This is a genomic window from Streptomyces sp. V4I2 (assembly GCF_030817655.1).
Classification (GTDB): Bacteria; Actinomycetota; Actinomycetes; order Streptomycetales; family Streptomycetaceae; genus Streptomyces; species Streptomyces plumbiresistens.
On record NZ_JAUSZM010000003.1, the window covers coordinates 2,603,216 to 2,630,107 of the forward strand.

The following is a 26,892-nucleotide window of genomic DNA, read 5'->3' on the forward strand; positions in this document are numbered from 1 at the left end:
CCCCGTACGTCCCTTCCGGTCGTCGCTCTTCGACCACGGTAAGCCGGGTTGCGCGATCGCGCGCCGGGGATGCGGCAGGCTGGAGTAATGACGGCGGACCGGTTCACACAGGCGGTACGACAGCGGCTGCGGCTGGGCAGGCTCCTGCCCCTGGGCGGCCCGCGCGACGGCGCGTGGATCTCCGAGGAGGCCGCGGAGGCGGTGCTCCTGCGCGCGGCGGAGGACCTGCCCGGCGTACGGCTGGGCCCGCTGCGGATCGGCCTCGCCGACCCGGCGGACGCGCACGAGCCGGCCGTACCACCGCCGCCGAGCGCTCTGCCGCCCGGTCCGCTGCGGGTGACGGCGGAGTTCGCGGCCGCGCTGTCCGAGCCGCTGCCGACGACGGCGGCCCAGCTGCGGGCGCTTCTGGCGGCCGCGGCGGACGGGCTCGGCCTGGCGGTGGCGGAGGTGGACCTGCGGGTGACGGACCTGCTGGACGAGGAGTCCGAGCCTGCTCCGGTACGGCGGTCCGACGCGGCGCGCCCCGCGGAGGCCGGCGGCGGTGACGAGGGCCGTGCGGCGGCCGCCGTCCTGGCGGTCCCGGGCGTGGCCCGGCTGACGGACCTGCTGGGCCGGCCGGTGCATGTCGAGGACGGGCAGGGCGAGAACGCGCTGCCGCGCCGCCATGTACGGGTCGAGCTGGCGGTACGCGCGGACCACCGGGCCCTGGACGTGGCCCTGGAGGTCCGCGCGAAGGTGGAGCAGGCGCTAGCGGATCATCCGACGGTGGCGGTGCTGGTGACCGCGGTCGGCTGAGCCTGCTGCAGCGGCTGACGGCTCATTCGCCGACGCCGGCCAGGTCGCGCAGCCGGCGTGCCTGCGCGGCCCGTTCGGCGGCGCGCTGGGCCTCGTAGTCCCGGTCCTGGGCGCCGAGCAGCAGCGCCTTGGTCTCGATGACCGCGTCCCGGGGCGCGGCCAGCAGGGCCGCCGCCAGGTCGCGTACCGCGCCGTCGAGCTGCTCCACGGGCACGGCGACGTTCGCCAGCCCGGTGCTCACGGCCTCCTCGGCGTGCACGAACCGCCCGGTCGCGCAGATCTCCAGCGCCCGGGCATAGCCGACCAGGCTCACGAGCGGGTGCGTACCGGTCAGGTCCGGCACCAGCCCCAGGCTGGTCTCGCGCATGGCGAACTGCACGTCGTCGGCGACGACGCGCAGATCACAGGCGAGCGCGAGCTGGAAGCCCGCGCCGATGGCGTGGCCCTGGACGGCGGCGATGGACACAACGTCATTGCGCCGCCACCAGGTGAAGCCCTCCTGGAACTCGGCGATGGCGGCGTCGAGTTCGGCGTCGCCACCGCGCGCGAGATCGATGAAGGACGGCTCGCCCTCGATCCCCTCGGGCGTGAACATCTGCCGGTCGAGCCCGGCGGAGAAGGACTTGCCCTCGCCGCGCAGGACGACCACGCGGACGGAGCCCGGCAGCTGCCTCCCGGCTTCGGCCAACGCCCGCCACAGAGCGGGACTTTGGGCGTTGCGCTTGGCCGGGTTGGTCAGCGTCACCGTGGCGAGCGCGTCGTCCACGGTGAGTCGTACGCCGTCCTTGTCGAGCAGGGGAACGAGTTCCTGGTCGGGCGAAGCCATGGGGCGCCTCCGATGAGTGCGGTCAGCAGAGCGATGTCGCTAGATGCTAAGTGACTGCACAGTAACCACCCGGCCGATCAGCCGACCGACCGGGTGGTCATCATCGAAGCCGATGATCCGCCGGGTTCAGGACGAGGCGGCCTTCTTGCCCCGCGTCGCCCCGCCACGCCCACGAAGCGTGACGCCCGACTCGCTGAGCATCCGGTGCACGAAGCCATACGAGCGGCCGGTTTCCTCGGCCAGCGCTCGAATGCTCGCACCGGAGTCGTACTTCTTCTTCAGGTCTGCCGCGAGCTTGTCGCGCGCGGCGCCGGTTACCCGGCTGCCCTTCTTCAGAGTCTCGGCCACCCGTGCCTCCTCATGGGAAGTGCGCTCTGGTCTCCTCATGATCACCCCTCCGGGCCGTCATGGCCACCCATTCGGCAAGGTCCGTAAGACATGGTTTTGACGACGGGAGCGTGTCCCCACAAGCGGAATCTGTAATTCAACGTGCTGGCGTTCGTACCGCCGAACGGGTTCTTTCGTGAAGTGCCAGGTCAGGGACGTGCAACGGCCGAGCCCTTGTCGATAAAGGGCTCGGCCGTGAAATCGATGTAGGACACACCTCGGTACGAGGAGATCTCACACAGATGATGGATCACCGATGGGCCGAATGATCCAGACGCAGTGGATCACGTCTTCGATCAAGCGTTCCCGACCGTCCCGGACCCGTCCCGGCCCGCGGGCGAGGGCCCACGAGGTCTCAGGCGAGGGCGACGAGGTCCGCGTAGTCCGCGCCCCAGAGGTCCTCGACGCCGTCGGGCAGCAGGATGATCCGCTCCGGCTGGAGCGCCTCGACGGCGCCCTCGTCGTGGGTGACAAGGACGACGGCGCCCTTGTAGGTCTGCAGGGCGCCGAGGATCTCCTCGCGGCTGGCCGGGTCGAGGTTGTTCGTCGGCTCGTCCAGGAGGAGGACGTTCGCCGACGAGACGACCAGGGTCGCGAGCGCCAGGCGGGTCTTCTCACCGCCGGAGAGGACACCGGCCGGCTTGTCGACGTCGTCGCCGGAGAACAGGAACGAGCCGAGCGTCTTGCGGACCTGCACCAGGTCCAGGTCGGGGGCGGCGGAGCGCATGTTCTCCAGGACCGTGCGCTCCGGGTCGAGGGTCTCGTGCTCCTGCGCGTAGTAACCGAGCTTGAGGCCGTGACCCTCGATGATGTTTCCGGTGTCGGGCTTCTCGACACCGCCGAGCAGCTTCAGGAGGGTCGTCTTTCCGGCGCCGTTGAGGCCGAGGATGACGACGCGCGAGCCCTTGTCGATGGCCAGGTCGACGTCGGTGAAGATCTCCAGGGAGCCGTACGACTTCGACAGGCCCTCCGCCATGAGCGGGGTCTTGCCGCACGGGGAGGGCTCGGGGAAGCGCAGCTTGGCGACCTTGTCGGACTTCCGCTCGGCCTCCAGGCCGGCCAGCAGCTTGTCGGCGCGCCGGGCCATGTTCTGCGCGGCGACGGTCTTGGTGGCCTTGGCGCGCATCTTGTCGGCCTGGGAATGCAGCGTGGCGGCCTTCTTCTCGGCGTTCTGCCGCTCGCGCTTGCGGCGCTTCTCGTCGGCCTCGCGCTGCTGCTGGTAGAGCTTCCAGCCCATGTTGTAGACGTCGATCTGGGAGCGGTTGGCGTCCAGGTAGAAGACCTTGTTGACGACCGTCTCGACCAGGTCGACGTCGTGGGAGATCACGATGAAGCCGCCGCGGTAGGTCTTCAGGTAGTCGCGCAGCCAGACGATCGAGTCGGCGTCGAGGTGGTTCGTCGGCTCGTCCAGGAGCAGGGTGTCCGCGTCGGAGAACAGGATGCGGGCCAGCTCGATACGGCGGCGCTGACCGCCGGAGAGCGTATGCAGGGGCTGGCCGAGCACGCGGTCGGGCAGGTTGAGCGCGGCGGCGATGGTGGCGGCCTCGGCCTCGGCGGAGTACCCGCCCTTGGTGAGGAACTCGGTCTCCTGGCGCTCGTACTGCCGCATCGCCTTCTCGCGCGTCGCACCGCTGCCGTTGGCGATGCGCTGCTCGTTCTCGCGCATCTTGCGGATCAGGGTGTCCAGGCCGCGCGCGGACAGGATGCGGTCACCGGCGAGCTGGTCGAGGTCGCCGGTACGCGGGTCCTGCGGGAGGTAGCCGACCTCGCCGGAGCGGGTGACGGTGCCCCCCGCGGGGATGCCCTGGCCCGCGAGGACCTTGGTGAGCGTGGTCTTGCCGGCGCCGTTGCGACCGACCAGGCCGATGCGGTCGCCCTTGGCGATGCGGAAGGTGGCGGACTCGATGAGGATGCGGGAACCGGCGCGCAGCTCGATACCGGAGGCGGAGATCACGGACAGACTCCAGGGCGGATGGGGTGACGGGAAGGGCGGCTGAGGACGTTCCCGCCGTCTAATGCGCGAGGAGAATGGCCATGGGGCCAGTCTAACGGGGCCGTGCAACCACTTTTTCTGCGTTCGGGTGTTCGAGCCGGCCGAGAGGGCCGAGAGGGCCGAGAGGGGGGCCGGGGAAAGCACGGCGACTTCGGCGGCGGACGCTGCTCACCGGGCGTTGTCAGTGGTCGCTGCCAGACTGGGCACCAGGTGAAATTCCCGGCGGAAATGACAGCGGGATCACACGGGAGCACACGGGATCACAAAGGAGTGATCGGCATGGCAGGAACGAACGGCGGGCGGCCCAGCATCTACCCGACCCTGCTGTACGCGGACGCCAAGACGGCGATCCGGCAGCTCACGGAGGCCTTGGGCTTCACGGAGCTGTCGGTGTACGAGGGCGAGGACGGCTCGGTGCTGCACGCCGAGCTGGTGCAGGGCAACGGCGGGGTGATGATCGGCTCCAAGGGCCACGGCGGCGTCTTCGACACGGCGATGAAGGGCGCGGGCCCGAGCGGGGTGTACGTCGTCGTGGACGACGTCGACGCACACCACCGGCGTGCCGTGGATCACGGCGCGGAGATTTTGATGCCCCCGACCGACCAGGACTACGGCTCGCGGGACTACATGGCCCGGGACACCGAGGGCAATATCTGGAGTTTCGGCACCTACGCCCCCGAAATAGACGCCTGACGGCGGACAGGCGCCGGCAGTCCCGCGTTCAGCTTCCCCCGGTGTGCACCTGGAAGGCCGCCCGGCGGACCGCCTTGGCCAGGGCCGGGTCGGGATGCGCGGCGGCGAGCGCGACCAGGACCTGCACGGTGCGGGGGTGACCGACGGCACGCACCTCGTCGAGCAGCATGGGGATGGTCGGCTGCACCGCGGACTCCAGGTGACGCACGAGCATCGGGGCCTCGCCGTGGTCGGCGACGGCGGCGGCGGTGTCCACCCACAGCCAGGTCGCCTCCTCCCGGGTGAGGACTTCGTGGGCGTCCTCCGGGTCGATGCCGTCGTGCTCGGCCAGCCACAGCAGGGCGTACGGCCGCAGCGTGGGCTCGTCGGCCACGGAGCGCACGTCAGGCTCGGCGGGGGCGCCGACGACGCGCAGCGCCTCAAAGGCGAGGCCGCGCAGCAGGGCGTCCTCGCCGCGGGCGGCGCCGAGCAGCTCGGTGACGGCGCTGCCGACGGTGCGGGCGGCGAGCCAGGCGCGGTACTCGGCGCGGGCCGCGTTCGGGCGCAGTTGGGCACAGCCGCGGAGCATGTCCTCGGCCGCCTGCTCGATGTTCCCGGCGGGGCTCTGGGCGGCGACGCAGATCTGCTCCAGCTTGACCCAGACCGCCCAGTTGCCGAGCGGGGTGAGCGTGGCCTGTCCGTCGCCGTAGGTGAGGGCACCGACGGAGGCGAGGGCGCGCAGCGCCCAGTCGAGGAGGGGGGAGAGCGGGGCGTCGGCGGGCTCCGGCTGGGCCGGGGGCGACAGTGCCGGTACCGGCTGCGGGCCGTACGGGATCTCGCAGCGCTCGGTGCGCAGTTCGGTGACCCGCTGCTGGAGGAGGTCGAGGAGCTGGTCCACGGGGACGGGGCCGGCGGACAGCTGGAGGAAGGAGAGCACCTGGGGCATCGCCGAGACGACCTCGGCGACGGCGGACGGCTCGTGGTCGGTGGGTTCCGGGAAGGCGAGCGACCAGGCGTCGAAGAGGGCGACCCAGCCGCGCAGCACGGCGCTGTCGTCACGGTCCCAGGCACGCAGCCGCCAGCCGGGGCGGGCGGTGCCGCCGTGCACCTCGACGAGACCGGCGAGCCGGGCGGTGTCCCAGTCGGCGCGGACCTGAGTCACGGTCAGGCCCAGGTCCAGGGCGGCCCGTTCGGCGGTCTCGTCGGCCAGGGTGCCCTTGTTGTCAGGGTTCGCGCCGTCCCGGCCGGGGCGCAGCGCGACGTCCGCCCAGTGGGCGACGCGGGCCGCGGGGGCCAGGCCGGAGCGCGCCATTCTGGCCAGCTCCGCGGGGGCCGGTGTGCCTTCCGGCGGGCGGGGTGCGGGGCGGCGCAGGCGCCGCTGGTTCACAGCTGTGGGGGCGGCGGCCAGGGGTCGCGGGCGGACGAGTCGAAGCCTGGAGTCGCGCGGGATACGGGACGTCACGGGTGCAGTCTTCCGGTTGACGGTCCGAAAACCCAAACGGAATGGCACGGCGGGCGACGGGGAGGGCCGACGCCGGGCCCTCGCGGGCGGCCGGAGGCCGAGATCAGGCCACTGGTACGGCGTTAAACGGAACCAGTGCGACCGGGCGGGGACGGGGATGGTGCGGACGGATGGACGGAGGCGTCGTGTCCCGTCGAAGAGGGGCGGCAGAGGGGCGTCGTGTCACATCAAGGGCGTCAGGAAGCGACGCATGGTCTCTTCGTAGGCCGCGGGGTCGGCGTTCCACATGGCTGCGTGGGGCGCATGGCGGACCGTGTGGAGGGCGACCCTGCCGGAGTGGGTCGCGGCGAGGCGGCGGGAGTGGTCCCAGGGGGCCACCGTGTCGTCCGGGCCGTGGAAGATCAGGGTCGGCGGCAGGTCGCGCCGCTCGGGCGCCGCGGCGGCGTCGAGGCGGTCGTCGTACAGGCCGGCGCGGCCCTGCGCGGCGCGTACCGCGAGCGGGAGGAGGGCGCCGGGTGTGCGGCGGGCCGAGGCGAGCGCGCGCAGGGTCGCCTCCCAGCTGAGCACCGGGGAGTCCAGGACGAGCCCCGAGATCCGCTCGCGCAGCCCCGAGTGCGCGGCGGCGCGCAGCGCCATCGCGGCGCCGGTGGACCAGCCGTGCAGGACGATCCGCCGGGCGCCGTGGCTCACGGCATAGCGGATGGCCGCGTCCAGGTCACGCCACTCGGTCTCGCCGAGGTGGTTGAGACCGTCCGGCGAGCGGGGGGCGCCGAGGTCACCGCGGTAGGCGAGGGCGAGCACCGGGAAGCGGTGACGGTACAGGAACGCCATCGTGTTCATGGAGTGTTCGCGGGTCGTGCCGAGGCCGTGCACCGCGATCACCCAGGTGCCGCGTGTGCCGGGCACGAACCAGGCGGGCAGGCTGCCGAGTTCGCCGGGGACGTCGACGTCGGCATGGTCCAGGTCCAGTGCCGAACCGGGGTCGCCGGCGTACACGTTCGGCGTGAGCCAGACCTTGTCGCCGGGCTTCAGGGTGCCGTGCGAGACGCGTTCCAGGCGGCGTACGACGGTGTCGACGGAGTGGGACTCCATGCCGAGGACGGGGCCGACGACCGCGTGCGAGCCGTCGCCGCCGAGGCCGTACGTGCCGGGGCGCAGGGCGGCCAGGTCGCGGGTGAGGGCGATACGGCCGGCCGCTGTCGCGTGCACGGTGAGCCGGGGTTCGGTCGGCAGCGGGCGGCCCGGGGGCGCCTTGAGCGCGGCATCGCTGGCGAGCCGGCCGGCGGCGATTCCGGCGGCGCCGGCAGCCAGGGCTGCGGTGACGGCGGCGGCCGTTGCGGTGACAGTGCGCACCCGTCCAGTGTCGTGGCGTACCTCGCCGACGACCAGTGGGAGGGCGGCTCGGGGTGGCCCTTCCCGGTGGGGCGGGCCGGGGAGGTGGGTGGCATGCGGCTCGGCGGGGCGGGGCGGGGCGCGCGACCGGGCGTGCGGCGCGGCGGGCCAGGTGACGGGGCGTACGACGTGCGACGTGCGACGTGCGACGTGCGGCATGCGGCATGCGGCATGCGGCATGCGGCGTGCGACGTGCGGCGTGCGGCGTGCGGCGTGCGGCGTGCGGCGTGCGGCGTGCGGCGGCTCAGCCGCGCTGGCCGTACCCCCGCAGCCGCTCCCCCGCCTCCGCCATCTGGGCCTCGGACAGCAGGGCCGGCGACAGCCCCGGCACCGAGGATGCCGTCAGCCACAGGCGACACATCCATTCCAGCTGGGCCGTGCGGTCGTAGGCCTGGTCCAGGGTGGTGCCGTAGGTGAGGGTGCCGTGGTTCTGGAGGAGGCAGGCGGAGCGGTCGGCGAGGGCGTGGAGCATGTTCTCGGCCAACTCGTCGGTGCCGTATGTGGCATACGGGGCAACCCGGACGGCTCCGCCGAGCGCGGCTGCCATGTAGTGGATCGCCGGGAGCTCGGGGACGAGCGTCGAGACGGCCGTGGCGTGCACGGCGTGGGTGTGCACGACGGCGCCGGCGTCCGTGGCGCGGTAGACCGCGAGGTGCATGGGCAGTTCGCTGGTGGGGACGAGGGTGCCCAGAACCTGCCGGCCGTCGAGGTCGACGCCGGTGACGTCGTCCGGCGCGAGCCGGTCGTAGGGCACGCCCGACGGTGTGACCAGGACGGTGTCCTCGACGCGGACCGAGACGTTGCCGGAGGTGCCGACGACCAGTCCGTCGGACACCGTCCGGCGGGCCGTCGCGACGAGCGCCTCCCAGGCGTGCGCCTCCTCGGGGCGCACACTCCTCCCCCGCGGCTCCCGCACATCCTGTGCGCCCTCCCGAACGCCACGCACGCCTCCCGGATCACGCTGCTCCTCAGCCATGCGGCGATCCTGTCAGGCATGGCGTCGACCTGCTGCCGGGCGGGGGCACTTTAGGCCGGAACTCGCGCCTCCGAAAGGGCGCATATGGGCATACACAGGCTTCTTCGATCACTTGGCCGGAGATCGGCGAGCATCCGATGATCTTCCAGTACTCTCTGGGGGATTTGTCGTGCACGTCGCCATTCCGGGGGGACATATGGCCCGTGATCGCAATCCGTCTCGCCGCCGCGCCCGCGCCTTAGCGGTGTCCGTGGCGGCACTCACCGTCGGGGGAATCGCCCTCGCCGAAACGCCCGCCTCGGCAGCCAGCCTGCCGAAGGGGCACGACGTCTCGTCCCATCAGAAGAACGTCGACTGGCAGAAGGCCAGGACGAAGGGCGCCACGTTCGCCTACGTCAAGGCGACCGAGTCCACCACCTACCGCAACCCGTACTTCAGCCAGCAGTACAACGGCGCACGCAACGCGGGCATCATCCGCGGGGCGTACCACTTCGCCTTGCCGAACAAGTCGTCCGGCAAGGCACAGGCGGCACACTTCGTGCGCAACGGCGGCAGCTGGACCGCGGACGGCTGGACGCTGCCGCCCGCACTCGACATCGAGTACAACCCGTACGACAAGAAGCACAAGTGCTACGGCCTGACCAAGACGCAGATGGTCAGCTGGATCAAGTCGTTCAGCGGCGAGGTGAAGCGGCTCACCGGCCGCCGTCCGGTGATCTACACGACCGCCCACTGGTGGAACACGTGCACCGGCAGCAGCCGCGCCTTCGGCTCCAACCACGCGCTGTGGGCCGCTCGCTACGACTCGGCGAACGCGGGAGCGCTGCCGGCCGGCTGGTCGTTCTGGACGATCTGGCAGTACGACAACAGCGGCGCCCTGCCGGGTGATCAGAATCTCTTCAACGGGTCCCTGACCCAGCTGAGGAAGTTCGCCAGAGGCAGCTGACCGTGCGGCGCCTGGGCCGCACGGAGCGGACGGGGTGAGGCGGTGCGAGAACCGTCAACTTCAGACACCGTGCGGCCTGCCCCAGTTCATCTTCCGTTCATTCAGGTTGCCTACGTTCGTCCGGCCAATGACCTCGAACGATTGCCTGGGTAAATGGAAAACTTCTCGCTGATCCTCGCGATTGTGGTGGTAACCGCACTCGCGTTCGATTTCACGAACGGTTTCCACGACACCGCCAACGCGATGGCCACCACCATCTCGACCGGTGCGCTCAAGCCCAAGGTCGCGGTGGCCATGTCCGCCGTACTGAACCTTGTAGGCGCCTTCCTCTCCGTGGAGGTCGCCAACACGATCTCCAAAGGTCTCGTCGACGAGACCGGCATCCGTCCCGAGGTCATCTTCGCGGCCCTGGTCGGCGCGATCCTCTGGAACCTGCTGACCTGGCTGGTCGGGCTCCCCTCCAGCTCCTCGCACGCCCTCATGGGCGGCCTCATCGGCGCCACCGTCGCCTCGGCGGGCGTCGGCGCGGTGCACGGTGACGCCCTGGTCACCAAGGTCCTGATCCCGGCGATCGCGGCTCCGCTCGTGGCGGGCCTGGCGGCGATGTTCGCCACGCGATTGTCCTACTCCCTCGGCAAGAAGGCCGACGGCAAGGCCGCCGCGAAGGGCTACCGCACCGGCCAGATCGCCTCCGCCGGCCTGGTCTCCCTGGCCCACGGCACCAACGACGCGCAGAAGACCATGGGCATCATCACCCTCGCCCTGGTCGCCGGCGGCGCCGTCGCCCCCGACTCCGACCCGCCCACCTGGGTCATCCTCTCCGCGGGCCTCGCCATCGCGCTCGGCACCTACCTCGGCGGCTGGCGCATCATCCGCACCATGGGCAAGGGCCTGACCGACCTCCAGCCGCAGCAGGGCTTCGCCGCCCAGACCAGCGCGGCCACGGTCATCCTGGCCTCCTCCCACCTCGGTTTCTCCCTCTCCACCACGCACTCCGTCTCCGGCGCGGTGATGGGCGCGGGCCTCGGCCGCAAGGGCGGAGTCGTCCGCTGGTCGACGGCGACCCGGATGTTCGTCGCCTGGGGGCTCACGCTCCCCGCCGCCGCCCTGGTGGGCGCGCTCGCGGAGTACGTGACCGGCTTCGGCACCTGGGGCACGGCCGTCGTCGCCGTCTTCCTGATCGGCTCGAGCGCCGCGATCTGGAAGCTCTCGCGCCGCGAGGTCGTCGACCACACGAACGTCAACGAGCCCCACGAGACCGGGGAGCCGGCCGGTGTGGTCACCACGGCGATCGCCGCCGTGACGCCGCCGCCGGCGGGCACGGTGACCGAGGACCTCACGGCCACGATCCCGGCCCCGGCCACCACTGCCGACGCCTCGGTCCCACCGGCCACGACCGCCGTCTGATCCCAGCCACCCAGGCACGAACCGGTTCTAAGGAAGAAACAGCATGAAGATCGACTGGGCGGCCCTCGGTTCCGTCTTCGGCGTCAGTCTCGTCATCACCGTGGCCCTCGTGGGCCTGTTCACCCTCGGCATCATGGGGCTGTCGCGCCAGGAGCGGGCGGCTGCGCGGGGCGGGGCGGCGGGGCTTGCGGTGACGGGGGCGTATGCGTGCTTCGCGGCGTGTGCGGCTGCGGTGGGGTACGGGATCTATCTGATCGTGGCCTGACGCCCATCCGCGTTGTTCACCCGCCCTGCCCTCGGCCGGTTCAGTCCTGGTCGGGGCAGGGCGCGGCCGTGTCTGCGGCCGACGGCACGGTGAACGTCGGAGCAAGGGAGTCCCACACCTCGGGGAGGCGTGCGCGCAGCAGGCGGCACTCGTCGGGGGAGGCGTCGGTGAGAAGGCCCACGTCGTAGGTGACCGGGCCCAGGGCGGTATCTCCGTGGAGCTGTCGGCCGTCTACCGTCCACTTCTCAACGTAGTCGGCGGCATACAGGGTGACGGGCTCGTCGGCGCCGTCCTCGTCCCAGAGCTGGTCCCCGCCGTCTTCCATGAACAGAATGAAACGGCCCTTCCCGTCGTACGGACCCACCCCGCCTGCGTTACCGGCAAGGAGAACGGGCTCCTTCTCACCCGGCCGCCACACGAAGACACCGGCCCTGGTGGCCACCGCGACGGAGCGCCCGTCGGAGCGGAAGGCGACCTCTCCGCCCTCGTACACATCATCGATCAGCGAGTGGAAGTCGGTCTCATCGATCCGCTCCAGGGCGCCGTCCGGCTTCAGCTCCCACAATTCAGCGTGTCCGTCGGCCCGTAGGATCAGGAACTGCCCGGGCTCGTCGGGGCGTCCCAGAGCCGTGACACAGGCGTGGTCATTCGTTTCCGGGGTCCACGCACAGTCCACTTCTTCGAGAAGGTCGGCTTCACCCGTCGCCCCGTCCAGGCGTGCGAGTCCCTTGCCGTCGAGCAACAGGAAACCCCTCTTCCCGAAGCGGCGCACGGACTCGATGCTCACGGCTCTGTCCGGACTCGACATGTTGCTCTCGATGGGAGCAGAAGCTCCGTTCAGGTGCTCGAATTCGACGGTGCTCCGCAGCTCCCAGCCGGACTCGCCCCATGCGACGTAGCTCCGCTCGTCCTCGCTGAGGGCGATGTCGTCGAAGTCCCTGTCCTCGTCGACGCGGTGGGTGCGCGGCGCACGCCCGTCCACCACTCTTCGACGTGAGTGGAGGGAACACCGGGGCGCGCCGACGACTCCACATCGGTGAGTGCCACGAGCGTCGTCCGGCCGTCCACCCGGTCCATCGCGGAAACCTGCACGGATCCTCGTTCCGGTGGGCGGGCTGCCGGCCGCAGGCGGAACGCCAGCACGTCGCGGTCCTGTACCGCGTAGGCGAGGAGTTCGTCCCCCCGCCAAGTCACCACTGTGTTCTCTCCCATGTGGCGATGCCGAGGGGGAAAACGGCGGAGTAGCAAAGGCCGGAGACGAGATCCTTCATGACCATCCGCACGGCTTCGGGCTCCCCAACGTCCCCGTGGTCGTCGTTGTCCATCTGCAGATACCGGCCGCTGGCCTCCGTATCGAGAGCGGCGACCTGACGAACCTTGGCCCTGAGGCCGTACGGAGCGGGCAGCCGCGCCTGCCACAGCTCGTCCTTCGCGCCCCGTGTTCCCAGCGCCCGCTTACCGGCACCGAGTGTCACGCCGTCCAGGTCCCGCAGTTGCGTTGCGATCCGTCCCGCCGACAGCTCCACCGAGCGGACGGCGTAGGTCGTACTCGTCCGACCGTCAGCCGCCTACGGGCCGGTTCTCTCGGTCACCACGGTGAGGCGGTCGGACTCCCTCGAACGCAGGGCGATCTCGCCCATGCACTCGTCAGTGGCCATCACATCGTCGGGCGGCGCGGTCCCCTGACCTTTCGTGGCGTTTGCAGCCACCTCGATCACGCGCACCCACGGCCGGACCGCGGCCCCCTCGCACAGTGACTCGTTGGATCTGCTGTGATCGACCCGGTGGACGAGCCGACGCCCGTCACCGGAGAAGTCCAGAGTGTCGGTGGTCTCCGCGTCGCGTTCCTTCTGACCCCATTTCCACACCAGCGGTTTCTCGTTCGGCTTGCCGCTCTTGATGTCCCACACCTGCACGGCTCTCACAGATCGCTGGTGCGGCGGGCTGCTACGGCGAGCACGGCCGCGTCGACCGAGTGGTCCTCGGCATGCTCCTCGGCGTGGGCGAGGAGCGCCTTGGCGGCTTTCTCCCGCTCGTCCTGTCCCTGATCGCGCATCAGACCCCACAGCGCATAACCCAGTGCCCCCGTCAGCACCGCAAGGCAGGCCACCAGCGCCACCACGGTCCGTCCACGCCGCACGGAACGCCTTCGGTACAGGCGGCTGAGCCGGAAGAACTCGAACTCCTCGGCGGACAGTTCACCGGAACGCAGAGCCGCCATCGGTTTGGCCTCGGACAGTTCCTGCCCCCGCAGCAACAGGTCAGGATGCCGTTCCCCCTCCTCCCACTCCCGCAACCGCCCCCGCACTTTCTCGTGCCACACCAGGAACGCCCTGGACTCGTCGAGCCAGCCACGCAATGTGGGCCACTGCCGGACCAACGCCTCGTGTGCCAGCGCCACCGTCTCCCTACCGGAGCTGTCGCGGGCGATGACGAGGAGACGGGTGGCTGCCAAGGACTGTGCGGCGGTGCGGAGTTCGGGCGGAAGCTGGTCGAAGGCGCGGGCCACGCGGGCGTATTCCTTGCCCTTGGTGGGGCGGGCCAGGCGTTCGAAGAGGCGGCGGGCTGTCGACTGGTCCGGGCCGCCCGGTGTCTTGCACACATGCGCCAGCTGTTGGTCGGCATACCGGGACAGCGCCCCCTCTACCCCGCCGATCTCCCGGTACACGGCATGGGTGAGCCGCCCGTGCTTCTGGCCGTCCCAGAGTTCGGCCAGCGCGAACTCCAGCAGCGGCAGCGCACCGGCCTCGCCGCCCGCGTCGGCGACCAGGAGTTCGGGCAGGCCGGGTTCGAACACCACGCCGGGGATGGCGTCGATGGGACGGCGGACCACCTCGTCCAGCTGAGCCGGGGTCATCGGTGCGATCATCTGGACCGTCCCGCTGAGCGCCTCGGCGTGGCCGCCGGTGACGAGTTCCTCCAGGGATGCGGAGCGCAGGGTCGCGAGGACGCGGAGGCGGCGGCCTTCCGGGTGGACGGCGCGGGCCATGGGGAGCAGGACGTCCAGCAGGGCCCGGGCATCGGCGGGGCGGGCGCCCACTGTCTCCTCGAACTGGTCGAGGAGGATGACGTGGCCTGCCCTGCCCGCCGGTTCGAGGATGCGGGCGCCGAGCAGGGTGGCGGCAGCGGGATCGCCGCCGAGCTGTCGTGCCAGGTCCCTCACCTGCGGGAACTGGTCGGCGATGGCCGCCACCAGGGTGCGTACGGGGTCGGTGTCCGGCTGACCGACGAAGTCCGTGACGGTGTAGCCCACGGAGCGGAGCAGGGGAAGCACACCGGCGCGCACCAGCGAGGACTTGCCCACGCCCGACGCCCCGGCCACCGGCACGAAGAGGTGGTCGCGGAGGGCAGCGGTGATGCGTTCGCTGTCGGCCCGGCGGGCGTAGAAGACCGCGGCGTCCTGTTCCCGGAAGGGTTCCAGGCCCCGGAAGGGAGACGGTCGCATGGCCGGGTCCAGGCCGAGGAGCAGCGCCGCCGGGATGAGGTACGCCGTGGTCGCCCCCGTGCCGACGTCCGCGGCCACCGTCATGCCGACGACCCCGCCCTGCTCGGTGTCCCACACCGGCGACCCGCTGAATCCGCGCCCGACGGCCGGTCCGTCCGGGGCCGGGCGGGTCTCCATGGAAGTCCAGCCCTTGCCGACGGGGGCCCGGAGCCGGCCCTCCACCCACACTCCGTGGTCGTCGGTCAGCAGCGGGAAGCCCAGTACGCGGAAGGGGTGGTCCCATACGGCCGTGCCGCCGGCGAAGCGCACCGGAGAGGTGCTGGGGACGGTCTCCTCCAGGCTGAGCAGCGCGATGTCGCCGCCGCCGTCACCGGTGACCGGCCGCCAGTGCGCGACTGTCGCCCGCAGCCGGGCGGAGGGAGGTGTCAGGAGGGGGAAGTCGAGAGTCAGCGGGGCGGTGGGAGGCGTCGTGGCCGTCTCGTCCGTGCCCAGTGCGCTCGCCACGACATGGGCACAGGTGCACAGGGTCCGTTCCGCGATCAGGAAACCACAGCCGGCGACCCGGCCGTCCGCGCTCCAGAAGCGTGCGATGCCCCGCGGGAGTTCGTCGTCAGGAGGGGTGGTCACCATCACGCTGCCCCGGGATGACGGACTCGTTCTGATTCGTCCACTCCATGCTCACGGTGAAGTGCGCCTCGGTCGATCCCCGCGCGACCACGACTCCCGCCTCGGCGCTGAGGGTGATCCCGAACTCGACGGTGACGGAGCCAGGAGGTCTCGGCAGACTTCGGGCACCCTCCACGACCGCGCCGAGCGCCGGACGCACCCGGGCCAGGGCCTGTTGGAGGGTCTCGGCGGCACCGGCGACCGCACCGCCGCCCCGGGAGACGCGCTGGACACCTGCCGGGCCGCTCCCGGCCACCTCCAGCAGCACGATCTGACCGTCGTCCAGCAGCATCTCGCCCACGTACGCCACCGTGTGCCCCTCCCGCGTCCATTGCGCCCCCTATGAGGCGTACGTGATATTGCAGGCGCTCACGATCCGCGTTCACAAGCGGGTTCGTCGAATGCCGCCCGCCCGAGGGGAATTCCCGCCAAGCGGGTGCCGTCGGGCGAGCGGCCGTGCTAGCGATGTGGGCTTCTGCACACTCCGCTCCCGCAGGTCAACAGCAAGTTGACGGCCCTTCCAACCCCGTGGTGGACTGCCCAAGCCATGTACGGCGGTAGGAGAGGAAGCCGGTGTGAGTCCGGCGCGGTCCCGCCACTGTCACCGGGGTAGGAAGCCCCGGGAGCCAGGAACTCTCACCGCCGATCTCGTCGAACCAGGGCGTGGACACCCTGAGTGAGGACATATCGCCATGCGCGGCTGCCGTTTGAGGTTCAACACCAGCGTCCTGTCTGTGACAGCGGTCGGCTGAGTCCATGCGTGCCGATCGCGTTTTCGCGTACGGCGCCGCCGCCGGCCTTCTCGGCGACCTCCTGCTCGGCGATCCGCGCCGTGGGCATCCGGTCGCCGTGTTCGGGCGGGCCGCGGGTGCCGTGGAACGGGTGTTGTGGCGGGACCACCGGGGGTGGGGCGCGCTGCATGCCGTCGTGTGTGCCGGGGGTGCTGTTGCCCTGGGGCGTGTTGCTGTGCGGGCCGTACGTACGTCACCTGCCGCTTCCGTCGCGCTGACCGGGGCCGCCACCTGGGCGGTCGTCGGGGGGACTTCGCTCGCGCGGGAGGCTCGGGTCATCGGGCGGGCGCTGGAGGCCGGGGACGTCGACGCCGCGCGGGCTCGGCTGCCGCATCTGTGCGGGCGGGATCCGCAGGCTCTCGACGCAGACGGGATCGCCCGGGCCGTGGTGGAGTCCGTTGCCGAGAACACGTCCGACGCGGTGGTGGGGGCGCTGGTGTGGGGGGCCGTGGCCGGGGTGCCCGGGCTGCTCGGGTTCCGGGCCGTCAACACCCTCGACGCCATGGTGGGGCACAAGTCGCCCAGGTATCGGCGGTACGGGTGGGCTTCCGCCCGGCTCGACGATCTCGCGGGATGGCCGGGGGCGCGGCTGACCGCCGTACTGGCCGCGGTGGCCGGGCCGGATCCGCGGGGGGCCCTGCGCGCCTGGCGGGCCGATGCCGCAAAGCATCCGAGTCCCAACGCCGGGCCCGTGGAGGCGTCGTTCGCGGGGGCGCTCGGGGTGCGGCTCGGCGGGACCTTGTCCTATGCGGGGCGGGTGGAGCATCGGCCCGTGCTCAACACACAGGGGCGCGCGGTCGCCACACCCGACGTCGAACGGGCCGTACGACTCTCGCAGCGCGTCGGTTGGCTCGCGCTCGGTGTCAGTGTCGCGGCACGGCTCGTAGCGAAGGGGCGTACGTCATGACCGGTGGGGGTCTCCTGGTCGCCGGTACCACCTCCGACGCCGGCAAGAGTGTCGTCACCGCCGGGATCTGCCGGTGGCTGGTGCGGCAAGGGGTCAAGGTGGCGCCCTTCAAGGCGCAGAACATGTCCCTCAATTCGTTCGTGACGCGCGAGGGCGCCGAGATCGGGCGGGCTCAGGCCATGCAGGCCCAGGCCTGCCGGGTCGAGCCGACCGCGCTCATGAATCCCGTGCTGCTGAAGCCGGGCGGTGAGCGGAGCAGCCAGGTCGTGCTGCTCGGGAAGCCGGTCGGGGAGCTCAGTGCGCGGGGCTATCACGGGGGGCGGCAGCAGCAGCTTCTGGGGACCGTTCTCGACTGTCTCGCCGAGTTGCGGGGCACGTATGACGCGGTGATCTGTGAGGGGGCCGGCAGCCCCGCCGAGATCAACCTTCGGCGGACCGACATCGTCAACATGGGGATCGCCCGGAATGCCGGGCTGCCCGTGCTCGTCGTCGGTGACATCGATCGTGGGGGTGTCTTCGCCTCCTTCTTCGGGACCGTCGCGCTGCTGTCGCCCGAGGATCAGGCGCTCGTCGCCGGGTTCCTCGTCAACAAGTTCCGGGGGGACGTGTCCCTGCTGGAGCCCGGGCTCGACATGCTCCACGAGCTCACCGGGCGGCGCACGTACGGTGTCCTGCCGTTCCGGCACGGGCTCGGTATCGATGAAGAGGACGGGCTGCGGGTCTCGCTGCGGGGGACGGTCAGGGAGTCGGTCGTGGCCCCGCCGGTCGGCGAGGACGTGCTGCGGGTCGCCGTCTGTGCGGTCCCGCTGATGTCCAACTTCACCGACGTGGACGCGCTGGCCGCCGAGCCGGGTGTCGTCGTGCGGTTCGTGGACCGGCCGGAGGAGTTGGCCGACGCCGACCTCGTCGTCCTTCCCGGGACCCGGGGGACCGTCCGGGCCCTGGAGTGGCTGCGGGAGCGGGGACTGGCCGAGGCGATCACGAGGAGGGCCGCTCAAGGACGGCCGATCCTCGGCATCTGCGGTGGCTTCCAGGTCCTCGGCGAGCACATCGAGGACGAGGTCGAGAGCCGGCGCGGGCATGTCGAGGGGCTCGGGCTCCTTCCCGTCCGGGTGCGGTTCGCCCGCGAGAAGACCCTTACCCGGCCCGTCGGCGAGGCCCTCGGCGAGCAGGTCGAGGGGTACGAGATCCATCACGGGGTCGCCGAGATCGAGGGCGGTGACCCGTTCCTCGACGGTTGTCGTGTCGGCGGCACCTGGGGCACCCACTGGCACGGCTCGCTGGAGTCGGACGGGTTCCGGCGGGCGTTCCTGCGTGAGGTGGCGGCCGCCGCGGGCCGCCGTTTCGTGCCGGCCGCCGACACCTCGTTCGCCGCGCTGCGCGAGGAGCAGCTCGACCGGCTCGGCGACCTGATCGAACAGCACGCGGACACGGACGCGCTGTGGCGGCTCATCGAGTCCGGCGCGCCGCAAGGACTGCCTTTCATTCCACCGGGAGCGCCCGCATGAGCACAGTGTTGTTGTTGTCGACCGCCGACACGGATCTGCTGGCGGCCCGGGCCGCTTCCGATGCCTCGTACCGGATCGGCAATCCGACCCGGGTGGATGTCGCGGAGGAACTGCCGGGGCTCCTCCAGGGCTCGGACATCGCCGTCGTACGGCTGCTCGGCGGCAAGCGGGCCTGGGAGGACGGGCTCGCGGCTCTCAAGGCCTCGGGGATCCCCACCGTCCTGCTCGGCGGAGAGACCGTGCCCGACGCGGAGCTCATGGCCGAGTCGTCGGTGCCCGCCGGCGTGGTGGCCGAGGCGCTGCGGTATCTCGTCGAGGGCGGGCCCGCCAACCTCACCGAGCTCGCGCGGTTCCTCTCGGACACCGTGCTGCTGACGGGTGAGGGGTTCGTCGAGCCGCAGAAGATGCCGGAGTACGGCGTCCATGGGGAGCGCGCGTTCATCGAGGGCCGCCCCAGCATCGGCGTGCTCTTCTACCGCGCGCACCAGCTCAGCGGCAACACCGCCTTCGTGGACACCCTGTGCGACGCGATCGAGGCGAAGGGCGCCAACGCCCTCCCCGTCTACTGCGGTTCGCTGCGCGGTGCCGACTCCGGGCTGTACGAGCTCCTCGGGAAGGCCGATGCCCTCGTCGCCACCGTCCTCGCCGCCGGCGGCACGCACGCCTCGCAGGCGTCGGCCGGCGGCGACGAGGAGGCCTGGGACATCGGGGCGCTCGCCGACCTGGACATCCCTGTGCTGCAGGGTCTTTGCCTGACCTCCTCGAAGAGCGCCTGGGAGGCGTCCGACGCCGCCCTCTCCCCCATGGACGCGGCGATGCAGGTCGCGATCCCGGAGTTCGACGGGCGCCTGATCACCGTTCCCTTCTCCTTCAAGGAGCAGGGCCCGGACGACGTTCCCGTGTACGTCGCCGACCCCGAGCGGGCCGCTCGGGTCGCCGGGATCGCCGTACGGCACGCGGTGTTGAAGCACAAGCCGAACCGGGACAAGAAGCTCGCGCTCGTCTTCACCGCCTATCCGACCAAGCACTCGCGGGTCGGCAACGCCGTGGGGCTGGACACGCCCGCCTCGGCGATCCGCGTCCTGGACGCGCTCCGCGACGCCGGGTACGTCGTGGAGGGACACCCCGACAACGGCGACGAGTTGATCCACCGGCTGATCAACGCCGGTGGACACGACGTCGAATGGCTCACCGAGGAGCAACTCGCCGCCGCGCCCGCGCGGGTGCCGCTGGCCGACTACCGGGCGTGGTTCGACACGCTCGACCCCAAGCTGCGGGACGGGATGCTGGAGGCGTGGGGCGAGCCGCCGGGCAGTCTGTACGTCGACGGGGACGACATCGTGCTCGCCTCCCTCCAGTTCGGGAACGTCGTCGTGATGATCCAGCCGCCGCGCGGCTTCGGCGAGAACCCGATCGCGATCTACCACGACCCGGACATGCCGCCCTCGCACCACTACATGGCGGCCTACCGGTGGCTGGAGAACAGCTTCGGCGCCGACGCCGTCGTGCACATGGGCAAGCACGGCACGATGGAGTGGCTGCCGGGCAAGGGGCTCGGGCTCAGCGGGGGGTGCGCTCCGGACGCCGTCCTCGGGGAGCTGCCGCTCATCTACCCGTTCATCGTCAACGACCCCGGCGAGGGCACCCAGGCCAAGCGCCGCGGTCACGCCACCGTCGTCGACCACCTGGTGCCGCCCATGGCGCGCGCGGACACGTACGGCGACCTGGCCAAGCTGGAGCAGCTGCTCGACGAGTACGCGCTCGTCTCCGACCTGGACCCGACGAAGGCGCCGGCCGTGCGCGCGCAGATCTGGACGCTGGTGAAGGCGGCCGAGCTGCATCACGACCTGCACGTCGACGACCAGCCGGACGACGACGCGTTCGACGAGTTCGTCATGCACATCGACGGCTATCTGTGCGAGATCAAGGACGTGCAGATCCGGGACGGGCTGCACATCCTCGGCGGCGGTCCGGTCGGCGAGCCGCGGGTGAACCTGGTGCTCGCCGTGCTGCGTGCCTCGCAGGTGTGGGGCGGGCAGGCGAACGCGCTGCCGGGGCTGCGGGCCTGCCTCGCGACTCATTTCGGGCTCACCGAGAAGGAGTTGCTGGCCGAGCCCGGGGCGCCGGTCAAGGTCCCGGTGGAGCTGACGGATCTCGTCGAGGGCCCGTCCCGCTCGGCCGCCGACGCCATCGACCTGCTGGAGCAGCTGTGCCGGCGGTTCGCCGAGGGCATGGAGGCACGCGGGTGGGCCGTGGCCGAGTGCGCACCTCTCGTACGGGAGGTCATCGGCACCGAACTGCCCGACGCCGTCGCCGTGCTGGAGTTCGCCTGCAACGAGGTCGTCCCTCGCCTGGAGAAGACCACCGACGAGATCGGGCACATCCTCAAGGCGCTGGACGGCGGTTACGTCCCGGCGGGCCCGTCCGGTTCGCCGACGCGCGGCTTGGTCAACGTCCTCCCGACCGGCCGCAACTTCTACTCCGTCGACCCCAAGGCCATTCCGTCCAGGCTGAGTTGGGAGGTCGGGCAGTCCCTCGCCGACTCGCTCGTGCAGCGGTACCTCCAGGACACCGGCGCGTACCCCAAGTCCGTCGGCCTGACGGTGTGGGGCACGTCCGCGATGCGCACCCAGGGCGACGACATCGCCGAGATCCTGGCGCTGCTGGGATGCCGGCCGGTGTGGGACGACGCCTCGCGCCGGGTGACCGGGTTCGAAGTGGTGCCGCTGAGCGAGCTGGGGCGGCCTCGCATCGACGTCACGGTCCGGATCTCCGGGTTCTTCCGGGACGCGTTCCCGCACGTCGTCGGGCTGATCGACGACGCCGTGCGCGCGGTGGCCGAGCTGGACGAGCCGGCCGAGGGGAACTTCGTGAAGGCGCACGCCGACGAGGACACCGCCGAGCACGGCGACCGGCGGCGCGCCACGGCCCGCATCTTCGGCTCCAAGCCGGGCGCGTACGGGGCGGGCTTGCTGCCGCTCATCGACGCGCGCAACTGGCGCTCGGACGCCGACCTCGCCGAGGTGTACGCGGTGTGGGGCGGCTACGCCTACGGGCGCGGGCTCGGTGGACGGGCGGCGCGCGGGGACATGGAGACGGCGTTCAAGCGGATCGCGGTGGCCGCGAAGAACGTCGACACCCGCGAGCACGACCTCGTCGACGCCGACGACTACTTCCAGTACCACGGCGGCATGGTCGCCATGGTCCGCCATCTGACGGGCGCCTCCCCCGAGGCGTACGTCGGTGACTCGGCCACACCGGACCAGGTGAAGACCCGCACGCTGGGCGAGGAGACGCACCGCGTGTTCCGTGCCCGGGTGGTCAACCCGCGCTGGATGGCGGCCATGCGGCGGCACGGCTACAAGGGCGCCTTCGAGATGGCGGCGACCGTGGACTACCTGTTCGGGTACGACGCCACGGCCGGGGTCGTGGACGACTGGATGTACGAGAAGCTCAGCGCGGAGTACGTCTTCGACCAGGAGAACCAGGACTTCATGAAGAAGTCCAACCCCTGGGCGCTGCGCGGCATCACGGAACGTCTCCTGGAGGCCGCCGACCGCGGGCTGTGGGCCGAGCCGGACGCCGAGACGATCGAGCGGCTGCGGGCCACCTACCTGGAGCTGGAAGGCGACTTGGAGGGCGACGACAAGTGAGTACCCCGTTCCCGTTCACGGCCCTCGTCGGCCAGGACGACCTGCGCCTCGCGCTGCTGCTCAACGCCGTGTCCCCGGCGGTCGGCGGTGTGCTGGTGCGCGGCGAGAAGGGCACGGCCAAGTCGACGGCGGTGCGGGCACTTTCGGCGCTGCTGCCGGAGGTGTCCGTCGTCCCCGGCTGCCGTTTCTCGTGCGACCCCGTCAAGCCGGACGCACAGTGTCCGGACGGCCCGCACGAGCCGGGGGCGGGGGTCGGACGGCCCGCGCGCATGGTCGAGTTGCCGGTCGGCGCCTCCGAGGACCGGCTGGTGGGCGCGCTGGACATCGAGCGGGCGCTCTCGGAGGGCGTGAAGGCCTTCGAGCCCGGGCTGCTCGCGGACGCGCACCGCGGGATCCTCTACGTCGACGAGGTCAACCTCCTCCACGACCACCTCGTCGACCTGCTCCTCGACGCGGCGGCGATGGGCGCGTCGTACGTCGAACGCGAGGGTGTCTCCGTGCGGCACGCGTCGAAGTTCCTGCTCGTCGGGACCATGAACCCCGAAGAGGGCGAGCTGCGGCCGCAGTTGCTCGACCGGTTCGGGCTGACCGTCGAGGTCGCGGCCTCGCGGGAGCCCGACCAGCGGGTGGAGGTCGTACGGCGGCGGCTCGCGTACGACGACGATCCCGCCGGCTTCGCTGCCCGGTGGGCGGACGAGGAGAGCGCCGTACGGGCGCGGATCGTGGCGGCGCGCAATCTGCTGCCGTCGGTGCTGCTGGGCGACGGGGCGCTGCGGCAGATCGCGGCGACCTGTGCCGCCTTCGAGGTGGACGGTATGCGGGCCGACATCGTGATGGCGCGGACGGCGGTCGCGCTGGCGGCGTGGGCCGGGCGGACCGAGGTGCTCGCGGAGGACGTCCGGCAAGCCGCGCTGCTCGCGCTGCCGCACCGCAGGCGCCGTAATCCCTTTGACGCTCCGGGACTTGACGAGGACAAGCTCGACGAGACCCTGGAGGAGTTCGGGGACGGGTCCGAGGAGGAGGACCCCGATCCGGATCCGGACGGGCCCGGTGGGGGTGGCGGACAGCCGCCGTCGGAGGACGGCCCCCAGACAGACGACTCCGGTGCACGACCCGAGGCCGGGGAGGACGGCGGCGAGCCGCAGGCCTCCGGTGGGGGCTCGGGTGAGCAGCAGCCGGCGCGGGCCTCGGAGCCCTTCCGTACCAAGGTGCTGAGCGTGCCCGGTCTCGGTGAGGGTGCCGCGGGACGGCGTTCGCGGGCGCGGACCGAGCACGGGCGGACGACGGGTGCCCGGCGGCCTCGCGGGGCGCTGACCAAACTGCACCTGGCGGCGACCGTGCAGGCGGCCGCGCCGCATCAGCGGGCCCGCGGACGGTCGGGACGCGGTCTCGTCGTACGGCGGGACGATCTTCGGCAGGCGACGCGGGAGGGGCGCGAGGGGAATCTCGTGCTCTTCGTGGTCGACGCGTCCGGGTCCATGGCCGCGCGGCAGCGGATGAGTGCGGTGAAGGGTGCCGTGCTGTCGCTGCTGCTCGATGCCTATCAGCGGCGGGACAAGGTGGGGCTGGTGACCTTCCGCGGGTCGGCCGCCGAGGTCGCGCTGCCTCCGACCTCGTCCGTGGACGCGGCGGCGGTGCGGTTGGAGTCGCTGCCCACCGGTGGGCGGACGCCGCTCGCGGCGGGCCTGCTGCGGGCGCACGAGGTGCTGCGGGTGGAGCGGCTGCGGGATCCCGCGCGGCGGGCGCTGGTCGTCGTCGTGACGGACGGGCGGGCCACGGGTGGGCCGGAGCCGGTCGCCCTCGCCGGGCGCGCGGCCCGGCTGTTCGCGGCCGACGGGGTCGCCTCCGTGGTCGTGGACTGCGAGTCGGGGCCCGTACGGCTGGGTCTTGCCGGGCAGCTCGCGGGTGAGCTGGGCGGTACGGCGGTGACGCTCGACGAGCTGCGGGCGGACTCGATCGCCGGGCTGGTCAGGGACGTGCAGGAGACTTCGAGGAGGGCCGCGTAATGCCGCAGGGACAGCCGAGTGTCGTGCCGGAGGATGGCCTGACGACCCGTCAGCGTCGTAATCGGCCTCTTGTCGTCGTGCACACAGGGATCGGGAAGGGCAAGTCAACGGCCGCGTTCGGGCTCGCTCTGCGGGGCTGGAACCAGGGGTGGCCGATCGGGGTGTTCCAGTTCGTCAAGTCGGCGAAGTGGAAGGTCGGCGAGGAGAACGCGCTGCGGGTGCTGGGGGCGAGCGGTGAAGGCGGGTCCGTCGACTGGCACAAGATGGGCGAGGGGTGGTCCTGGGTTCAGCGGGACTCCCAGATGGACAACGAGGAGAAGGCCCGGGAGGGCTGGGAGCAGGTCAAGCGGGATCTGGCGGCCGAGACCTACAAGCTGTACGTGCTCGACGAGTTCGCCTACCCCATGCACTGGGGGTGGATCGATGTCGATGAGGTCGTCGCCGTGCTGCGGGACCGGCCCGGCACCCAGCATGTCGTGATCACCGGGCGCAACGCTCCCGAGAAGCTCGTCGAGTTCGCCGATCTTGTTACTGACATGTCCAAGATCAAGCACCCGATGGACGCCGGGCAGAAGGGGCAGAGGGGCATCGAGTGGTGACTTCCTCCGTCCCACGGCTGGTCATCGCCGCGCCCTCCTCGGGCAGCGGCAAGACCACCGTCGCCACGGGGCTGATGGCCGCGTTCGCCGCGCGGGGGCTTGCCGTGTCCCCGCACAAGGTCGGGCCGGACTACATCGACCCCGGGTATCACGCGCTCGCCACCGGGCGGGTGGGGCGGAATCTCGACGCGTATCTGTGCGGGCCGGAGTTGGTCGGGCCGTTGTTCCTGCATGGGGCGCGCGGGTGTGACATCGCCGTCGTCGAGGGTGTGATGGGGCTGTACGACGGGGCCGCCGGGGAGGGTGAGCTCGCGTCCACCGCTCATGTGGCGAAGTTGCTGCGGGCGCCGGTGGTGCTGGTCGTCGACGCCTCGTCGCAGTCCCGGTCGGTGGCGGCGTTGGTGCACGGGTTCGCGTCGTGGGATCCGGAGGTTCGGGTCGGGGGCGTGATTCTCAACAAGGTCGGGTCGGATCGGCACGAGGCGTTGTTGCGGGAGGCGTTGGAGTCGGCGGGGGTGCCGGTGCTGGGGGTGTTGCGGCGGGTGGATCAGGTGTCCACGCCGTCGCGGCATTTGGGGTTGGTGCCGGTTGCCGAGCGGCGGGGGGCGGCGGTCGAGGCCGTTGCCGCGATGGCGGAGCAGGTTCGGGTCGGGTGTGACCTGGAGGCGTTGGGTGCGCTGGCGCGGAGTGCCGGTGCGTTGTCGTGTGCGGCTTGGGATGCGGCTGAGGTTTTGGGTTCCTCGCCCCCTCCGCCCCTTCCCGTCCCGTCCCTGGGGGCTGCCGCCCCCAGACCCCCGCTTCGGCCCGAAGGGCCTCGTCCTCAAGCGCCGGACGGGCTGAAGCGCGTTGCCGTGGCCGGTGGGGCCGCGTTCACGTTCTCTTATGCGGAGCACTCCGAGCTGCTCTCCGCTGCCGGAGCGGAGGTGGTTGTCTTCGATCCGCTGCGTGACGAGCAACTGCCCGACGGGACCGAAGGATTGGTCATCGGTGGCGGGTTTCCCGAGGTGTACGCCTCCGAGCTGTCCGCCAACGAGCGGCTGCGCAAGGCCGTTGGCGAACTCGCCCTCAGTGGGGCTCCGGTCGCCGCCGAGTGTGCCGGGCTGCTCTATCTCTGTCGTGAGCTCGACGGGCAGCCCATGTGCGGGGTGCTCGATGCCACCGCACGGATGGGCGAGCGGCTCACCCTCGGCTATCGGGACGCCGTGGCCCTCAGTGACAGCGTGCTTGCCGTCGCGGGGACGCGGATGCGGGGGCACGAGTTTCATCGGACGGTCGTGGAGCCGGGGGCGGGGGGTGCTCCCGCCTGGGGGGTGCGGGCTCCGGAGCGGCGGGTCGAAGGTTTTGTGGAGCGCGGTGTGCACGCGAGTTATCTGCACACGCACTGGGCGTCCGAGCCCGGTGTGGCCCGTCGGTTCGTGGAGAGGTGCCGGACGTCATGAGCAGCAGGCTGATCGGAGTCGGGGTAGGGCCCGGGGATCCGGAGCTGGTGACCGTCAAGGGCGTCAATGCTCTGCGGGCCGCCGAGGTCGTCGTCGTACCCGTCATGGCTGCGTCTGATGGAAAAGATGGCGGTGAGCGGGGGCGCGCCGAAGCGACCGTGCTGCACTACGTGCCCGAGGAGAAGGTCGTACGGGTCGTGTTCGCGCTCAACGAGCGCAGTGACCGCACGCGGCGGGAAGCCGCCTGGGACGCGGCCGGGGAGCGGGTTGTGCGGTTGCTGGCGGACCATGGCTCCGTGGCGTTCGCGACCATCGGCGACCCGAACGTGTACTCCACCTTCACCTATCTCGCGCAGACCATCGGCGAGCTGGTGCCGGGCGTCGTCGTGGAGACCGTGCCCGGGATCACCGCCATGCAGGACCTCGCGGCGCGGTCGGGAGCGGTTCTCACCGAGGGCACCGAGCCGCTGACGCTCGTGCCGGTCACCGCCGGGGCCGCCGTGCTCAAGGACGCGTTGAACGGGCCCGGGACCGTCGTCGCCTACAAGTTCGGGCGGCAGGCGCGGGAGGTGGCCGAGGCGTTGCGGGAGAGCGGGCGGATCGGCGACGCCGTGTGGGGGTCGGCGCTCGGGCTGCCGGAGGAGTCCATCCGGCCCGCCGCCGAACTGGACGGAGAGCCCCTGCCCTATCTCTCGACGCTCATCGCGCCCGCGCGGCGCGAGGGCGGGCGGGGCGGCAAGCTGTGACGCCCCACAGA

23 protein-coding genes and 1 riboswitch are annotated in these 26,892 nt (G+C 71.5%); of the genes, 12 read left to right on the forward strand and 11 right to left on the reverse strand.

Features of this window, described 5'->3' with window-relative positions; all coding sequences use genetic code 11:
* The first annotated feature begins 87 nt into the window (after positions 1-87).
* Positions 88-795, forward strand: coding sequence for a nucleopolyhedrovirus P10 family protein (locus QFZ76_RS12910; protein ID WP_307673847.1), 708 nt, complete (start codon positions 88-90; stop codon positions 793-795).
* 22 nt (positions 796-817) lie between these two features.
* On the opposite strand, the gene QFZ76_RS12915 is transcribed toward QFZ76_RS12910, so the two are convergent.
* The 3 genes from QFZ76_RS12915 to QFZ76_RS12925 form a co-directional block, all read right to left on the reverse strand.
* Positions 818-1,621: an enoyl-CoA hydratase/isomerase family protein gene (locus tag QFZ76_RS12915; protein WP_307673848.1), complete on the reverse strand. Its 804-nt coding sequence runs from the start codon at positions 1,619-1,621 to the stop codon at positions 818-820.
* Between the two features lie 126 nt (positions 1,622-1,747).
* A complete protein-coding gene (locus tag QFZ76_RS12920) occupies positions 1,748-1,969 on the reverse strand; it encodes a helix-turn-helix domain-containing protein (protein ID WP_004002281.1) in 222 nt (73 codons plus the stop codon).
* A gap of 394 nt (positions 1,970-2,363) precedes the next feature.
* Positions 2,364-3,962 carry an ABC-F family ATP-binding cassette domain-containing protein gene (locus tag QFZ76_RS12925; protein WP_307673849.1) on the reverse strand — a complete coding sequence of 533 codons (1,599 nt, stop codon included), beginning with the start codon at positions 3,960-3,962 and terminating at the stop codon, positions 2,364-2,366.
* Positions 3,963-4,280: 318 nt separating this feature from the next.
* Here QFZ76_RS12925 and QFZ76_RS12930 point away from each other — a divergent pair, with 318 nt between their 5' ends.
* Positions 4,281-4,694 (forward strand): VOC family protein, encoded by a 414-nt coding sequence (locus QFZ76_RS12930; protein WP_307673850.1) that lies wholly within the window; start codon positions 4,281-4,283, stop codon positions 4,692-4,694.
* 28 nt (positions 4,695-4,722) lie between these two features.
* Here the strand turns inward: QFZ76_RS12930 and QFZ76_RS12935 are convergent, their stop codons facing one another.
* From QFZ76_RS12935 to QFZ76_RS12945, 3 genes are all read right to left on the reverse strand, one after another.
* Entirely contained in the window at positions 4,723-6,135 is a 1,413-nt protein-coding gene (locus tag QFZ76_RS12935) for a hypothetical protein (protein WP_307673851.1), read from the reverse strand.
* Positions 6,136-6,357: 222 nt separating this feature from the next.
* On the reverse strand, positions 6,358-7,488 hold the full coding sequence (locus QFZ76_RS12940) for an alpha/beta hydrolase (RefSeq protein ID WP_307679997.1): 1,131 nt from the start codon (positions 7,486-7,488) through the stop codon (positions 6,358-6,360).
* A 283-nt stretch (positions 7,489-7,771) separates the two neighbouring features.
* On the reverse strand, positions 7,772-8,503 hold the full coding sequence (locus QFZ76_RS12945; RefSeq protein WP_307673852.1) for a class II aldolase/adducin family protein: 732 nt from the start codon (positions 8,501-8,503) through the stop codon (positions 7,772-7,774).
* Between the two features lie 196 nt (positions 8,504-8,699).
* On the opposite strand from QFZ76_RS12945, the gene QFZ76_RS12950 reads away from it, so the two are divergent.
* The 3 genes from QFZ76_RS12950 to QFZ76_RS12960 all read left to right on the forward strand — a co-directional run bounded on the left by QFZ76_RS12950 (position 8,700) and on the right by QFZ76_RS12960 (position 11,121).
* Positions 8,700-9,449: a lysozyme gene (locus QFZ76_RS12950; RefSeq protein WP_307673853.1), complete on the forward strand. Its 750-nt coding sequence runs from the start codon at positions 8,700-8,702 to the stop codon at positions 9,447-9,449.
* A gap of 153 nt (positions 9,450-9,602) precedes the next feature.
* Positions 9,603-10,856: an inorganic phosphate transporter gene (locus QFZ76_RS12955; RefSeq protein ID WP_307673854.1), complete on the forward strand. Its 1,254-nt coding sequence runs from the start codon at positions 9,603-9,605 to the stop codon at positions 10,854-10,856.
* Positions 10,857-10,899: 43 nt separating this feature from the next.
* A complete protein-coding gene (locus tag QFZ76_RS12960) occupies positions 10,900-11,121 on the forward strand; it encodes a hypothetical protein (protein ID WP_307673855.1) in 222 nt (73 codons plus the stop codon).
* Positions 11,122-11,161: 40 nt separating this feature from the next.
* Here the strand turns inward: QFZ76_RS12960 and QFZ76_RS12965 are convergent, their stop codons facing one another.
* The 5 genes from QFZ76_RS12965 to QFZ76_RS12985 form a co-directional block, all read right to left on the reverse strand.
* Positions 11,162-12,106: a hypothetical protein gene (locus QFZ76_RS12965; protein ID WP_307673856.1), complete on the reverse strand. Its 945-nt coding sequence runs from the start codon at positions 12,104-12,106 to the stop codon at positions 11,162-11,164.
* A 205-nt stretch (positions 12,107-12,311) separates the two neighbouring features.
* On the reverse strand, positions 12,312-12,647 hold the full coding sequence (locus tag QFZ76_RS12970; RefSeq protein WP_307673857.1) for a hypothetical protein: 336 nt from the start codon (positions 12,645-12,647) through the stop codon (positions 12,312-12,314).
* 42 nt (positions 12,648-12,689) lie between these two features.
* Positions 12,690-13,046, reverse strand: coding sequence for a hypothetical protein (locus tag QFZ76_RS12975; protein WP_307673859.1), 357 nt, complete (start codon positions 13,044-13,046; stop codon positions 12,690-12,692).
* A complete protein-coding gene (locus QFZ76_RS12980; protein WP_307679998.1) occupies positions 13,043-15,196 on the reverse strand; it encodes a serine protease in 2,154 nt (717 codons plus the stop codon). The genes QFZ76_RS12975 and QFZ76_RS12980 overlap by 4 nt, the downstream gene beginning before the upstream one ends.
* Positions 15,177-15,542, reverse strand: coding sequence for a CU044_2847 family protein (locus tag QFZ76_RS12985; protein WP_307673860.1), 366 nt, complete (start codon positions 15,540-15,542; stop codon positions 15,177-15,179). Before QFZ76_RS12985 ends, QFZ76_RS12980 begins: the two co-directional genes overlap by 20 nt.
* Before the next feature lie 204 nt (positions 15,543-15,746).
* Positions 15,747-15,889, forward strand: a riboswitch (cobalamin riboswitch).
* Positions 15,890-15,988: 99 nt separating this feature from the next.
* Here QFZ76_RS12985 and QFZ76_RS12990 point away from each other — a divergent pair.
* The 7 genes from QFZ76_RS12990 to cobI are packed head-to-tail and all read left to right on the forward strand — an operon-like array spanning position 15,989 to position 26,881.
* Positions 15,989-16,930, forward strand: coding sequence for a cobalamin biosynthesis protein (locus QFZ76_RS12990; RefSeq protein WP_307673861.1), 942 nt, complete (start codon positions 15,989-15,991; stop codon positions 16,928-16,930).
* On the forward strand, positions 16,927-18,438 hold the full coding sequence (locus tag QFZ76_RS12995) for a cobyric acid synthase (protein WP_307673862.1): 1,512 nt from the start codon (positions 16,927-16,929) through the stop codon (positions 18,436-18,438). The genes QFZ76_RS12990 and QFZ76_RS12995 overlap by 4 nt, the downstream gene beginning before the upstream one ends.
* Positions 18,435-22,091 carry a cobaltochelatase subunit CobN gene (gene cobN, locus QFZ76_RS13000; protein ID WP_307673863.1) on the forward strand — a complete coding sequence of 1,219 codons (3,657 nt, stop codon included), beginning with the start codon at positions 18,435-18,437 and terminating at the stop codon, positions 22,089-22,091. The genes QFZ76_RS12995 and cobN overlap by 4 nt, the downstream gene beginning before the upstream one ends.
* Positions 22,088-24,097, forward strand: coding sequence for a putative cobaltochelatase (locus QFZ76_RS13005; protein WP_307673864.1), 2,010 nt, complete (start codon positions 22,088-22,090; stop codon positions 24,095-24,097). The genes cobN and QFZ76_RS13005 overlap by 4 nt, the downstream gene beginning before the upstream one ends.
* A complete protein-coding gene (gene cobO, locus QFZ76_RS13010) occupies positions 24,097-24,696 on the forward strand; it encodes a cob(I)yrinic acid a,c-diamide adenosyltransferase (RefSeq protein ID WP_307673865.1) in 600 nt (199 codons plus the stop codon). The genes QFZ76_RS13005 and cobO overlap by 1 nt, the downstream gene beginning before the upstream one ends.
* Entirely contained in the window at positions 24,693-26,135 is a 1,443-nt protein-coding gene (locus QFZ76_RS13015) for a cobyrinate a,c-diamide synthase (protein ID WP_307673866.1), read from the forward strand. Before cobO ends, QFZ76_RS13015 begins: the two co-directional genes overlap by 4 nt.
* A complete protein-coding gene (gene cobI / locus QFZ76_RS13020; protein WP_307673867.1) occupies positions 26,132-26,881 on the forward strand; it encodes a precorrin-2 C(20)-methyltransferase in 750 nt (249 codons plus the stop codon). Before QFZ76_RS13015 ends, cobI begins: the two co-directional genes overlap by 4 nt.
* The last annotated feature ends 11 nt before the right edge of the window (positions 26,882-26,892 follow it).

Bases quoted from the DNA above. Each gene is read 5' to 3' on its own strand.
- QFZ76_RS12950 (WP_307673853.1), top strand. From the start codon at position 8,700: ATGGCCCGTGATCGCAATCCGTCTCGCCGCCGCGCCCGCGCCTTAGCG.
- QFZ76_RS12915 (WP_307673848.1), bottom strand. From the start codon at position 1,621: ATGGCTTCGCCCGACCAGGAACTCGTTCCCCTGCTCGACAAGGACGGC.
- QFZ76_RS12930 (WP_307673850.1), top strand. From the start codon at position 4,281: ATGGCAGGAACGAACGGCGGGCGGCCCAGCATCTACCCGACCCTGCTG.
- QFZ76_RS12980 (WP_307679998.1), bottom strand. From the start codon at position 15,196: ATGGTGACCACCCCTCCTGACGACGAACTCCCGCGGGGCATCGCACGC.
- QFZ76_RS12990 (WP_307673861.1), top strand. From the start codon at position 15,989: ATGCGTGCCGATCGCGTTTTCGCGTACGGCGCCGCCGCCGGCCTTCTC.
- cobN (WP_307673863.1), top strand. From the start codon at position 18,435: ATGAGCACAGTGTTGTTGTTGTCGACCGCCGACACGGATCTGCTGGCG.
- QFZ76_RS12960 (WP_307673855.1), top strand. From the start codon at position 10,900: ATGAAGATCGACTGGGCGGCCCTCGGTTCCGTCTTCGGCGTCAGTCTC.
- QFZ76_RS12945 (WP_307673852.1), bottom strand. From the start codon at position 8,503: ATGGCTGAGGAGCAGCGTGATCCGGGAGGCGTGCGTGGCGTTCGGGAG.
- QFZ76_RS12910 (WP_307673847.1), top strand. From the start codon at position 88: ATGACGGCGGACCGGTTCACACAGGCGGTACGACAGCGGCTGCGGCTG.
- QFZ76_RS12995 (WP_307673862.1), top strand. From the start codon at position 16,927: ATGACCGGTGGGGGTCTCCTGGTCGCCGGTACCACCTCCGACGCCGGC.
- cobI (WP_307673867.1), top strand. From the start codon at position 26,132: ATGAGCAGCAGGCTGATCGGAGTCGGGGTAGGGCCCGGGGATCCGGAG.
- QFZ76_RS12955 (WP_307673854.1), top strand. From the start codon at position 9,603: ATGGAAAACTTCTCGCTGATCCTCGCGATTGTGGTGGTAACCGCACTC.
- cobO (WP_307673865.1), top strand. From the start codon at position 24,097: ATGCCGCAGGGACAGCCGAGTGTCGTGCCGGAGGATGGCCTGACGACC.